The sequence below is a fragment of the Nocardioides imazamoxiresistens genome, assembly GCF_032378595.1.
GTDB classification, from domain to species: Bacteria; Actinomycetota; Actinomycetes; order Propionibacteriales; family Nocardioidaceae; genus Nocardioides; species Nocardioides imazamoxiresistens.
Genome location: NZ_JAVYII010000003.1, coordinates 254326 through 265975, shown reverse-complemented (window position 1 = coordinate 265975; position 11650 = coordinate 254326). Strand labels below are relative to the sequence as shown.

Below are 11650 nucleotides of genomic sequence, written 5' to 3'. Positions count from 1 at the left end.
CGCCGATCAGGCGTCGTCCGCCCGCTGCTCGTCCGCCTGCGCCAGCCGCTCGTGCAGCCGACCCTTCACCTCGTCGGGCGTCAGCTGGGTCCGGGCACGCTGGTCGCGCGCGATGATGACCCCGGTGGCCGCCACACCGGCGAGCCCGGCGACGCCGAGCACCTTCCACAGCTTCACGAGAGGACCTCCTCATCCGATGACCGGTTCGAGCCTCAGTCTGTCCGACGCCGTCGACCTCACCCGCACCGGCGACCTCTGGCTGTTCCGCGGCCGCTCCGGGGCCGACCGCGCGATCCGGGCGGTGACCAACGCGCCCGTCAACCACGTCGGCATGGCCGTCGTGCTCGACGACCTGCCGCCGCTGATGTGGCACGCCGAGCTCGGCAAGGGCCTCCTCGACGTGTGGACCGGCACCCACCACCGCGGCGTGCAGCTGCACGACCTGCGCGAGGCGGTGGTGCAGTGGTGCGGCCGCTACGAGCAGTCGGCGTGGCTGCGCCAGCTCAGCGTCCCCGGCGCCGGGGCCAGCGGCGTGACGGCCGAGCAGGAGGCCGCCGTGCTGCGTACCGTCGCGCGACTCGACGGCACCCCCTTCCCCGCGACCGTGGCGCTGGCGGGTCGCTGGGCGAGGGGCCGGGTACGCCGCGCCGCGCGCGTCGAGGAGACCTACTGCGCCGAGGTGGTCGCGGCGACCTACCAGGCCATGGGGCTGCTCGACGGGCAGCGACCGACGAACTACTACGACCCCGGCAAGTTCTGGTCCGGCGACGACCTCGAGCTCACCGGCGGGGCCGCCCTGGGGGCCGAGATCGCGGTGCGGGTCTGAGGGTCCGTCGCGGTTTCCCGGCCGGGTCGGTGTTTCACCCCCGGGGGTGGCGGGTACCTCCGCCAGCAGTCTTCAGCGTCCCGCCCGGCCCGCCTATCGTGGTCGGGCGAGGCCCGAGTCCGCCACTACCGGGAGTGTTGCCATGCCTGTCGCGGGTGTCCTGACCGGCGCGTGCCCCGTGCCGCGTCCCCCTGCCGCGTTCCGCGCCCACCCGACGGGGGGTGCGCGATGAGCGGCGAGCCGAACATCGCCGTCGAGCAGTTCGTGATCGACCAGGTCGAGCGCGAGCTGGCGCAGCTGCTCTCCGACGTCGCCGCCGCCACCGCTGCGGCCGGCGGCGCATCGAGCGGTGTCTTCGGGCCGACCGCCGCGGCGCAGGTCGCCCGCTACCACCGGGACGGCGCCCACGTCGCCGAGACCGACCTGCTCCAGACGATCGACGTCGACACCCAGGGCGTGCTCGCCGCCTTCCGCGGCACGGTCGAGGAGTTCGGCCGCACCGACGAGGCGATCGCGTACGCGATCCAGCAGGCGGTGAACACCGTCTCGGCCGTCTTCAACCCGGGCGCAGCGGCGGCGACGTACATCCGCCCCGGCAACGGTCCGCAGGCGGTCTGACATGGGCTACTGGGAGCAGCGCCACGGCGAGATCCTCGCGAGCGCCAACGAGAGCACAACGAGCGGCGAGGAGACGGCCTGGCTGGACGGGCACCGCGCCCTCGAGCAGGCCCGGTCGAACGCCGAGAACTCCTACCAGCGGGTCTCCTCGACCACCCTGCTCGGAACCATGAGCCACGGGGCCTTCCTGCAGGCCATCGGCCAGTTCCGCGACGCCGTCGCGGCGCGGGCGGTCGCCTTCCAGACGGGCCGGGACGCCGCCGGGCTGGCCACCACCGCCATTACCACCCTGCGCGGCTCGGGTGCCGGCGCACCCGGCCTGGCGGAGGACCCCGGCACGTTCGAGACGATCGCCGGCGAGGAGGTCGAGGACACCGCCGCCCGCGAGGCGGCCTGGCGTTCGGGCCGCACCGCGTACAACACCTCCGTCGCCGAGCGCGAGGAGTACTTCCGCCAGCGCGTGCTGGCGTTCGAGGAGGGCATGTACCTCTCGGCCGAGAAGTACGCCCAGATCGACCCCCGCATCCCCGCGAGCTCGTCGCCCGGCGGGTCGTCCGGGTCGTCCGGCTCGTCCGGCTCCATCGCGCCCGCGAGCTCGCGGGCGAGCCTCAGCGGCTACGAGGTCGGGGGCGGGCGGGCCGACGTCGTCGGGATCGACCGCGACCCCGGGCAGCCGACCGAGCCGACCGCTCCGATCGATCCGACCATCCCCCCGCCCGACTGGGACGGCGGACCCGGCCCGACCACCCCGGTGGGGCCGATCGAGGCGGGCATCCAGCCCGGCGTGGGTGGCGGCGGAGGCCTCGTCAGCGGCATCGGTGCCGGAGCGGCCGGCATCGCGGCCGGTCTCGGGCTGGTGCGCGCGCTGCGCAACGGCTCGTTGGGCGGAGCCGCTCCCGCGACCGCGGGCCGCGGCAGCGCGCTGACCCGCGGCGCGCTGGGCCGCTCCGGCGGCGCGAGCGTGCCGCCCTCGCAGGCCGGGCGCGGCGGTGGGGGCACCGGCGTCGGCCGCAACGGGGCCCTCGGCCGCGGTCCGGGTGCACCGGTCTCCGGCAGCCGCGGAACGCGCAGCTCTCTGGGCGGCAACCCCGTGACGGGCGGTCGTTCGGCCGGTGGCGCGGGCGCGGGCCGGGGTGCGGGCGCGCCTGCCGCCGGCCGCAGCGCAGCGGCCGGCAAGGGGGCGGCAGCGCCGTCCGGCAGCCGCGGCACGCGCACCTCGCTCGGCGGACAGAGCCCCGCGGCCTCCCGCCCGGGTGGCGCGGCCGGCGGGGCCGGCGCGGCTGGTCGCGGTGGCGCGGCAGCGGCCGGCGGCAAGGGCGGCGCGGGCGGCGCGGGCGGGACCGCGAAGGGCAAGGGCGCCAACGGCGTCTCCGGCTCGCGCGGCACGCGCACGTCGCTGGGCGCCGGGGCGCTCGGCGGCCGGCGTGGCGGCGGGAGCCAGGAGGACGAGAAGCCGCAGAAGATCGAGCTGTACGAGTCGGACGACTGGATCGACGACGAGCCGTCGGGTCCGTCCGTCCTGCGCTGAACGCGCGGCGCGGACGGACCGACGACAGCACGGCCCCGGGCGAGCGCCCGGGGCCGTGCTGCGTTCCTCAGGACGCCACGAGCTCCTCGACGTAGGGCCCGAGCACGGCCGAGGTGTCGGGGAGCGTGACGTCGGTGGCGACGGCAGGGGGCTCGCCGAGGATCCCCGCCGGGCCGTTCTCGCAGCCCTCCCCGTAGTTCGGGAGGTCGAGGCTGGAGAATCGCTCGGCCTCGCGCACGACCTCCCCGGTGGTCGGGTCGACGGTGAAGATCTCGTAGTCGGAGGAGTAGACGTCCCACGAGCCGCGGGTGCCGTCGACCCGCGTGCCGTCGACGCACGACTCCCGCAGCTCGACGGTGCCGTCGACCGGCACCACGCAGACGAAGGCGTTGAGTCCGGCGAGCCCCGTCGGCGGCGTCACCTCGGTCGGCGGCGCGCCGTGCACCCAGGTCGCGTCGATGGGCGGGTCGGTCTGCGGGACGCCCCAGGCGACCTCGAGCACCAGGTCGGACAGCTGCTGCGGGTCCTCGGGGTAGGGCTGGGCGTCCGTGATGACCGCGGTCCCCTCGCAGATCGGCCCGTAGCTCTCCGCCCCGTACAGGTCGGCCAGCACCAGCTCGTCGCGGGGCTCCTCGGTCTCGGGCTCGTCCGTCGGCCCCGACGACTCGTCCGTCGCGTCCTCGCTGCCTGCGGAGGTCGGGTCGGACGGGCGCGGATCCGCCGTGTCGTCGCCGCCGCGACCGAACGACAGCGCCGCCACGACCCCGACGACCAGCACCAGCACCACGGCGACGGCGCCGACGACCAGCCAGCGACGCGTACCCCCCGGCCTCGCGGCAGGACCGGGCGGGGGCGGAAGAGACGACATCGATGAACTCCCGAGCGAGGCGACGACGCGGACGCCGACACGATATCGGCGGCGACCATGTGCCGGAACGCTCGACCTGGGCCCCGTTCGAACAGGGTCTGGGTCGAGCGTTACCCGGTGAACCGGGTGATCCAGGGAGACCACGTCCGCAAATGCGACGAGGCCCCGGGGGTGACCCGGGGCCTCGTGCTCCGACGTGCGCGAGGGGGGAGTTGAACCCCCACGTCCTTTCGGACACACGGACCTGAACCGTGCGCGTCTGCCTATTCCGCCACTCGCGCGTGAAGCCGGGCAAACGTACCCCGCACCCCTCGCGTTCCCCAAACCGGGACCCTGCCGGAGCCCCGCGGCACGCCCGGTGGCCCGGCCGCCGCGTCGTGCCGCGCCCGCGCGGGACGGGCCCGCATGGTTACGATCGGGCAGGAGCCCGCGCCGCGGGCCGGTGTGCCGCGCCGTCGTCCCGCGCGTCCACCGACCGAGCGTGACCGAGACGCCGACCGGGCGGCCAGCGAGGAGGAGGTGCGGATGAGCGGCGGGTTCCAACGTTTCGAGAACCGGCTGGAGTCCATGATCTCCGGCGTGTTCGCCCGTGCCTTCCGCAGCGCCGTCCAGCCGGTCGAGATCTCCGCGGCCCTGCAGCGCGAGGTCGACAACAACGCGCAGATCCTCAGCCGCGACCGTCGCCTCGTGCCCAACGACTTCAACGTCGAGCTCTCCCGCTCCGACCTCGAGCGGCTCGGGCCCTACACCTCGACGCTCGCGCAGGAGATGTCCGACGCGCTGCGCGACCACGCCGACCAGCAGTCGTACGTCTTCCCGGGGCCGGTGCGGATCAGCTTCGAGCTCGCCGACGACCTGCCGACCGGTCGCCTGCGCGTGCGCAGCCGCGCCCAGGCGAAGGTCACGAGCAACGCGACGCACACCCAGGCCGGCCGGGCCACGGCGTACCTCGACATCAACGGCACCCGGCACCCGCTGACGACCCCCGGCGTCGTCGTCGGTCGCGGCACCGACGCCGACGTGCGGATCAACGACCCGGGCGTCAGCCGCCGCCACATCGAGTTCCGCGTGGCGCACGGTCGCCCGGAGGACGGCTACCCGCTGCAGGTCTCGGTCCGCGACCTCGGCTCCACCAACGGCATGCTCGTCGACGGCCAGAAGGTGGCGCAGTCCCCGCTCGACGACGGCTCCACCGTCCGCATCGGCAACACCACGATGACCGTCCGTCTCGTGCCCGAGGGGGTGTGATGAGCGAGCTGACCCTCTTCCTCATCCGGATCGGCTACCTCGCCATCCTCTGGATCTTCGTGCTCGCGGCGGTCTCCGTCGTGCGCGCCGACATGTTCGGCGCCCGGGCGCCGTCCGGGGCCGCGACGAAGCCGTCGAAGAAGCAGCCCAAGCAGCAGCCCGCCCGCCGCCGCGGCTCGCCGACGCACGTGCTGGTCGTGCAGGGCACCAACGCGGGCGCCCGGGCGGAGCTCGACGGCCGTCCGATCCTGATCGGCCGCGGCACCGACGCAGCGATCCGCCTCGACGACGACTACGCCTCGACGCGGCACGCACGCATCGTGCCCTCGGGCGAGCAGTGGTTCGTCGAGGACCTCGGCTCCACCAACGGCACCTACGTGGGCTCGGCCCGCGTCTCGCAGCCGACGACGTTGACCCTGGGCACCCAGGTGCGGATCGGCAAGACGATTCTCGAGCTCAGGAAGTAGGCCGCGGCGTGACGACCGACGACCCCGGCGCGGGCTCCCCCCGCGATCCCCGCGATCCCCGCGATCCCCAGGACCCCCAGGCCGCCCCGACGCCCGACGTCGAGGACACGCGCGAGGTCCCGACGATCACCGCTCCGCCGACGCCGCCGGCGCCGGAGAGCGACGACGACACCCGGCCGCGCCCGCGGATCGAGGTGGACGAGGCGTCGGACGACCTCGGCTACACCGAGCTCGACCCGAACGAGACGACCGGCGAGGTCCCGCCCGTGACCGGGCGCCTGCACCTGGACTTCTCGGCGGTCTCCGACGTCGGCCGGGTCCGGAAGGACAACCAGGACTCGGGGTACGCGGGTGCCCACCTGCTCGCCGTCTGCGACGGCGTCGGCGGCGCGGCCCGCGGCGACGTCGCGTCCAGCACCGCCATCTCCCAGCTGCGCCGGCTCGACGCGCAGCCCGGCGAGGACCTCCTGGGCCACGTGGCCGGCGGGCTGCTGCGCGCCCACACCCGGATCGGCGAGATCGTCGACGAGGACCCGAGCCTCAACGGCACGAGCACCACCGCCACGGTCGCGCTCTTCGACGGCGACCGGCTCGGGATCGCCCACGTGGGCGACAGCCGGGCGTACCTCTTCCGCGACGGCGAGATCACCCAGCTCACGAAGGACCACACCTTCGTGCAGAGCCTCATCGACGAGGGCCGGATCACCGAGGAGGAGGCGCGGACCCACCCGCACCGCAACCTCATCCTCAAGGCGCTCGACGGCGTCCACGAGACCGACCCCGACCTGTTCACCGTCGACGTGGCGGACGGCGACCGCCTGCTGCTGTGCAGCGACGGCGCGTGCGGCGTCCTCGACGACGACCGGCTCGCCTCGATCCTGTCCGACGGCACCCCCGACTTCGCGGCGGTCGAGCTCGTCCGCGCCAGCCTCGAGGCCGGCAGCACGGACAACGTGACCTGCGTGGTCGCCGACGTGACCCGCAGCTCGACCGCGAGCATCGAGCCGCTCCTGGTCGGCGCCGCCTCCGACCTGCCGCGCGGCGCGGGCGGCGGCGCGGGCGCGACGGGCCTGTTCCGCGGCCACCGCTCCGGCGACACCGGCGAGCTGGACCCGGTGCCCGCCGAGATCCCGCCGTCGGTCGGGTTCGCGGTCCCCAACGACCCGGTCGACCCCGAGGCCCAGCGGTACGCCCCGCTGCCGCCGCGCCGCTTCCTGTGGCTGCGGCGGATCTTCACCCTGCTCCTGGTCGTCGGCATCCTGGCCGCGGCGGGCGGTGCCGTGTACGCCTGGACCCAGCAGCGCTACTTCGTGAAGGCCGACGCGGACGAGAACGTCCTGGTCTACCGCGGCTTCGACTACTCGCTGCTCGGCCTGGACCTGTACACGCCGATCGCCGACAGCGGCCTCGACCTCGCCGACGTGCGCGAGGTCGACGAGTCGCTCGCGGACCGGATCGAGAACGGGCTGGAGTACCACGACTCGGCCGCCGACGCGCGCCAGGACCTGGACGACAGCCTCGCCGCCGAGGACCCGGCCGAGGGGCCGACCACCGGCAGCAGCGACCGCGAGATGTCCCCGTCGGACGCCCCGTCCGCCGAGCCGACCAAGTCCGACGACGGAGCCGCGCGGTCATGACCCAGGCTCCCGTGCAGGCCCTGTTCGTCCACCGCTCCCGGCGGGGGGCGGAGCTCTTCCTGCTCCTCCTCGCCCTCGCGGTCGGCGCGGGCGCCTACGCGGCCGTCGGGATCGGCATCGAGGGCGAGGTGCCGGCCGACATGATCGCCTACAGCGGCTGGCTCGCGGCGCTCATGATCGTCGCGCACATCGCGATCCGGATGACGGCGCAGTACGCCGACCCCATCCTCCTGCCGGTCGTCGCCGCCCTGAACGGGCTCGGTCTCGCCGTGATCCACCGGCTCGACCTGGCCCGCGACACCGACTTCGCGCGCCAGCAGCTGATCTGGATGACCCTCGGGGTCACCCTCTTCGTGCTGACGGTGGCGTTCCTGCGCGACCACCGCGTGCTGCAGCGCTTCACCTACACCTCCGGCCTCGTCGCGATCGGCCTGCTGCTCCTGCCGCTGCTGCCGGTCATCGGCAACACGGTCAACGGCGCGCGGATCTGGATCAACGTCGCCGGCTTCAGCTTCCAGCCCGGCGAGGTCGCCAAGCTGCTGCTGGTCATCGCGTTCTCCGGCTACCTGGTGCTGCACCGCGACGCGCTGGCCCTGGCCGGCCGGCGCCTGCTCTTCGTCGACCTGCCCCGCGGTCGCGACCTCGGTCCGGTGCTGGGCATGTGGCTGATCAGCCTCGGCATCCTGGTCTTCCAGCGCGACCTCGGGTCGTCGCTGATGTTCTTCGGCGTCTTCCTCGTGCTGCTCTACGTCGCCACCGAGCGACCGGGCTGGCTCGTGGTGGGCGGCACCCTCTTCGCTGCGGGCGCGTTCATGGGCTACCAGGCGTTCAGCCACGTGCGGAACCGCTTCGAGATCTGGCTCAGCCCGTTCGACTACATCGACCGCACGCCCGGCAGCGGGCAGCTGGTGGAGTCGTTGTACGGCATGGGCTGGGGCGGCGTGCTCGGTCGTGGGTTCGGCGAGGGCCAGCCCTGGCGGATCCCCTACGCCGAGTCCGACTTCATCCTCGGCGCGATCGGCGAGGAGCTCGGCCTGACCGGCGTCATGGCCGTGATCCTGTGCTACGGGATCATCGTCGAGCGGGGCCTGCGGGCCGCGCTGATCTGCCGTGACGGCTTCGGCAAGCTCGTCGCCACCGGCCTGGCGAGCATCGTCGCGCTGCAGGTGTTCGTCGTCATCGGCGGCGTGACCACGCTGATCCCGCTGACCGGTCTGACCACGCCGTTCCTGTCCTACGGAGGCTCCTCGCTCGTGGCCAACTGGGTGCTCGTGGCCCTGCTCCTCCGCATCTCCGACCAGGCCCGCCGGCCGCTGCCGGGCACGCCGTCGTCCTACGACGACGGCACGGGCGCCGACGACGAGGCCACCCAGGTCGTGAAGGTGGTGAAGCCGTGAACAAGCCGATCCGCACGGTCAGCGTGTTCTGCCTGATCCTGTTCGTCGCCCTGCTGGCACAGGCGACGAACGTCCAGTTCTTCCAGGCCGGGGGCTACTACGACCGCGCCGACAACCGGCGCGTGCTGGAGACCCGGTTCGCGGCCGAGCGCGGCTCGATCCTGGCCGGCGACCTCGAGGTCGCCGTGAGCGAGCCCGTCGACGACCGCTACCAGTACCAGCGGACGTACCCCTACCCGCAGCAGTACGCGCACCTGACCGGCTGGTTCTACTACGGCAACCAGACGCGTCTGGAGCGCTCGCAGAACTCGCTGCTGTCCGGGGACGACCCGAGCCTGTTCATCAACCAGCTCTCGGACCTCATCGACAACCGCACCCCGGCCGGCAGCGACGTGCGCCTGACGATCGACCCGGGGGTCCAGCAGGTCGCGTACGAGCAGCTGTCCGCGCTCGCGGGCGGCGGGGACGTGCAGGGCGCGGTCGTCGCGCTGCGTCCGACGACCGGCGAGGTGCTGGCGTCGGTGTCGCTGCCCTCCTACAACCCCAACGACCTCGCGCTGCGCGACGTCGGGCAGGTACAGGAGAACTACGAGATCCTCGACACCGCGGAGGCGCGGCCGCTGACGAACCGGGCCACCGAGACGACCCTGCCGCCCGGCTCGACCTTCAAGCTGGTCACGGCCGCGGCGTACCTCGAGGACAACCCCGACATCACCGCGGACTCGCAGGTGCCGGGCGGCGACAGCTACCAGCTGCCGGGCACCCGCACCTCCATCGCCAACGGCGGCCGCGCCTGCGGCGACTCGACGGTCTCGCTGACCCAGGCCATGGAGAACTCCTGCAACACGACGTTCCTGCAGCTCGCGGTGGACGTCGGCCAGGAGGACATGACCCGCACGGCGGAGGCGTTCGGCTTCAACGAGACGCCGATCGAGGACTACCCGGGCGCGGTGGCGTCGGCGTACCCCGACAACGAGGGCGACGACGCGCTCGCGGTCTCCGGCATCGGGCAGCGCGACGTGCGGGCCACGCCGCTGGAGATGGCCATGGTGGTCGGCGCGATCGCGAACGACGGCGTGCTGATGCAGCCCTACCTCATCGACCAGGTGCGCTCGCCCAACGGCGACGTCGTCGAGCGCACCGACCCGGAGGAGATCGGGGAGGCGACCAGCCCCCGCACCGCCGAGGTGCTGCAGGACCTGCTGGTCAACACGGTGAACGACGGCACCGCGTCGCAGGCGCGCATCGAGGGCGTCACCGTGGGCGGCAAGACCGGCACCGCCGAGAACTGCGAGGACTGCCGCCCGTACGCCTGGTTCGTGTCCTTCGCGGAGCGCGACGGCGAGCAGGTGGCCGTCGCCGTGATGCTGCAGAACGTGCCCGAGAACGTCACGATCTCCGGCGGTGGCCTGGGAGGGCCGATCGCCCGAGCCGTGATGGCCGAAGCCCTGGGAGTGGGAGACTGATGACGGATCCGACCAGCCCCGACGGCCCCGAGCGGTTCGCCGACGACGCGCAGCGCTACCGCCTCGCCGCGCGCATCGCGACCGGCGGCATGGGCGAGGTGTGGAGCGCGACCGACACCGTGCTCGGTCGCACCGTCGCCGTGAAGATCCTCAAGGCGGAGTACGCCGACGACGCGACGTTCCGCAGCCGCTTCGAGACCGAGGCGCGCAACGCCGCGGCCCTGCACCACCCGAACGTGGCGGGCATCTTCGACTTCGGCCAGTCGACGTCGACGGACGGCTCCGCGACCCCGCGGCCGTACCTGGTGATGGAGCTCGTCGAGGGCCAGCCGCTGTCCGCGCTCCTGCGCGCGGGCGAGCCGATGGACCCCCAGATCGTCTCGGACCTCATGGCCCAGGCGGCCGACGGCATCGGGGCGGCCCACCGCGCCGGGATCGTGCACCGCGACATCAAGCCGGCCAACCTGCTGGTGACGCGCGACCGCACGCTCAAGATCACCGACTTCGGCATCGCGCGCGCCGGCGACAACGTCGCGTTGACCCAGACCGGCATGGTGATGGGGACGCCGCAGTACATCTCCCCCGAGCAGGCCCAGGGCATGACCGCCGGCCCGGCCGCCGACATCTACTCCCTCGGCGTCGTGGCCTACGAGTGCCTCGCCGGGCGCCGGCCGTTCGTGGCGGAGACCGCGGTGGCCACCGCGCTCGCCCACCTGCGCGAGCCGGTGCCGGACCTGCCCCCGACGGTCCCCGCACCGCTGGCCGCCGTGGTCGTGCGCGCGCTCCAGAAGAAGCCCGAGGACCGGTACGCCGACGGCGCCGCGTTCGCCCGGGCCCTGCGCGACCCCTCGGCCGCCGGTGCGGCGGGGGCCACCGGGGCCATGGGCGCCGCCGGAGCGGACGACAGCACCCAGGTGATGACCGGGGTCGGCGCGCCCGTCCCCGCCCCGGTGCCCGTGCCGCAGCGCGACCCCGAGCCCACCGGGCCCGTCGCCCCTGTGGACCCCGAGGACGAGCCGAAGAAGCGCCCGGTGCTGCCGTGGGTCGCCGGTGCGCTGGCGCTGCTGCTCGTCGGTCTGCTGATCTACCTGTTCGTGGCGACCGGTCCGGGCGACGACACCGACGACGCGAACGACGACCCGACCACGTCCGCGACCTCCGAGCCCCCGCCGACGACGGAGACCAGCGAGCCGCCGCCGACCTCCGAGACCTCGGAGCCGACGACGTTCGACCTGGACCCGGGCGAGTTCCGCGGCCTGACGCTCGACGACGTGACGCGCACGCTCGAGGACGACTACGGCCTGTCCGTGCGGCCGAACGAGCTGACGAACGACGGCGGCGAGGTGCCGAGCACCGTCGAGGACGTCAGCCCGACCTCGGGTCTGACCGCCGGCGACAGCGTCACCGTCGACTACTGGGGCCCGGAGCCCGAGCCGGAGCCCGAGCCCGAGCCGACCCCGGACCCGACCACGGACGCGCCGCCGTCGTCGGAGCCCACCACCGGGCTGCCGTCCGAGCTCCCGACCGACACCGAGACCACGACGCAGCCGTGAGCCCGACGACCGCCATGACCGCCGACCCGAGGGTGACGCCCC

Annotated in this window: 11 protein-coding genes and 1 tRNA gene; 9 read left to right on the top strand and 3 right to left on the bottom strand. The window is 73.9% G+C overall.

Annotated elements, in window-relative coordinates:
* Positions 1–6 precede the first annotated feature (6 nt).
* The gene (locus RDV89_RS08220; RefSeq protein ID WP_315732476.1) at positions 7–177 is read right to left on the bottom strand and encodes a hypothetical protein; all 171 of its coding nucleotides are present in this window, start codon (positions 175–177) and stop codon (positions 7–9) included.
* Between the two features lie 19 nt (positions 178–196).
* On the opposite strand from RDV89_RS08220, the gene RDV89_RS08215 reads away from it, so the two are divergent.
* From RDV89_RS08215 to RDV89_RS08205, 3 genes are all read left to right on the top strand, one after another.
* Positions 197–826 carry a hypothetical protein gene (locus tag RDV89_RS08215; protein WP_315732475.1) on the top strand — a complete coding sequence of 210 codons (630 nt, stop codon included), beginning with the start codon at positions 197–199 and terminating at the stop codon, positions 824–826.
* A 228-nt stretch (positions 827–1054) separates the two neighbouring features.
* Positions 1055–1444, top strand: coding sequence for a hypothetical protein (locus RDV89_RS08210; protein ID WP_315732474.1), 390 nt, complete (start codon positions 1055–1057; stop codon positions 1442–1444).
* A gap of 1 nt (position 1445) precedes the next feature.
* A complete protein-coding gene (locus RDV89_RS08205; RefSeq protein ID WP_315732473.1) occupies positions 1446–2972 on the top strand; it encodes a hypothetical protein in 1527 nt (508 codons plus the stop codon).
* A gap of 67 nt (positions 2973–3039) precedes the next feature.
* Here the strand turns inward: RDV89_RS08205 and RDV89_RS08200 are convergent, their stop codons facing one another.
* Positions 3040–3840 carry a hypothetical protein gene (locus RDV89_RS08200; protein WP_315732472.1) on the bottom strand — a complete coding sequence of 267 codons (801 nt, stop codon included), beginning with the start codon at positions 3838–3840 and terminating at the stop codon, positions 3040–3042.
* A 197-nt stretch (positions 3841–4037) separates the two neighbouring features.
* Positions 4038–4121 (bottom strand) — tRNA-Leu (locus RDV89_RS08195).
* 244 nt (positions 4122–4365) lie between these two features.
* On the opposite strand from RDV89_RS08195, the gene RDV89_RS08190 reads away from it, so the two are divergent.
* The 6 genes from RDV89_RS08190 to RDV89_RS08165 are packed head-to-tail and all read left to right on the top strand — an operon-like array spanning position 4366 to position 11608.
* The gene (locus RDV89_RS08190) at positions 4366–5088 is read left to right on the top strand and encodes an FHA domain-containing protein (RefSeq protein WP_315732471.1); all 723 of its coding nucleotides are present in this window, start codon (positions 4366–4368) and stop codon (positions 5086–5088) included.
* Positions 5088–5555 carry an FHA domain-containing protein FhaB/FipA gene (locus tag RDV89_RS08185; protein ID WP_315732470.1) on the top strand — a complete coding sequence of 156 codons (468 nt, stop codon included), beginning with the start codon at positions 5088–5090 and terminating at the stop codon, positions 5553–5555. Before RDV89_RS08190 ends, RDV89_RS08185 begins: the two co-directional genes overlap by 1 nt.
* 8 nt (positions 5556–5563) lie before the next feature.
* Complete coding sequence (locus RDV89_RS08180) at positions 5564–7192, top strand: PP2C family protein-serine/threonine phosphatase (RefSeq protein WP_315732469.1); 1629 nt, start codon at positions 5564–5566, stop codon at positions 7190–7192.
* The gene (locus tag RDV89_RS08175; protein ID WP_315732468.1) at positions 7189–8589 is read left to right on the top strand and encodes an FtsW/RodA/SpoVE family cell cycle protein; all 1401 of its coding nucleotides are present in this window, start codon (positions 7189–7191) and stop codon (positions 8587–8589) included. Before RDV89_RS08180 ends, RDV89_RS08175 begins: the two co-directional genes overlap by 4 nt.
* On the top strand, positions 8586–10055 hold the full coding sequence (locus RDV89_RS08170) for a peptidoglycan D,D-transpeptidase FtsI family protein (RefSeq protein ID WP_315732467.1): 1470 nt from the start codon (positions 8586–8588) through the stop codon (positions 10053–10055). Before RDV89_RS08175 ends, RDV89_RS08170 begins: the two co-directional genes overlap by 4 nt.
* Entirely contained in the window at positions 10055–11608 is a 1554-nt protein-coding gene (locus RDV89_RS08165; protein ID WP_315732466.1) for a serine/threonine-protein kinase, read from the top strand. The genes RDV89_RS08170 and RDV89_RS08165 overlap by 1 nt, the downstream gene beginning before the upstream one ends.
* Positions 11609–11650 lie beyond the last annotated feature (42 nt).

What these genes read in the sequence shown, in the direction of transcription:
- RDV89_RS08215 (WP_315732475.1), top strand. Translation starts at nt 197, where the DNA reads ATGACCGGTTCGAGCCTCAGTCTGTCCGACGCCGTCGACCTCACCCGC.
- RDV89_RS08210 (WP_315732474.1), top strand. Translation starts at nt 1,055, where the DNA reads ATGAGCGGCGAGCCGAACATCGCCGTCGAGCAGTTCGTGATCGACCAG.
- RDV89_RS08205 (WP_315732473.1), top strand. Translation starts at nt 1,446, where the DNA reads ATGGGCTACTGGGAGCAGCGCCACGGCGAGATCCTCGCGAGCGCCAAC.
- RDV89_RS08200 (WP_315732472.1), bottom strand. Translation starts at nt 3,840, where the DNA reads ATGTCGTCTCTTCCGCCCCCGCCCGGTCCTGCCGCGAGGCCGGGGGGT.
- RDV89_RS08190 (WP_315732471.1), top strand. Translation starts at nt 4,366, where the DNA reads ATGAGCGGCGGGTTCCAACGTTTCGAGAACCGGCTGGAGTCCATGATC.
- RDV89_RS08185 (WP_315732470.1), top strand. Translation starts at nt 5,088, where the DNA reads ATGAGCGAGCTGACCCTCTTCCTCATCCGGATCGGCTACCTCGCCATC.
- RDV89_RS08175 (WP_315732468.1), top strand. Translation starts at nt 7,189, where the DNA reads ATGACCCAGGCTCCCGTGCAGGCCCTGTTCGTCCACCGCTCCCGGCGG.
- RDV89_RS08165 (WP_315732466.1), top strand. Translation starts at nt 10,055, where the DNA reads ATGACGGATCCGACCAGCCCCGACGGCCCCGAGCGGTTCGCCGACGAC.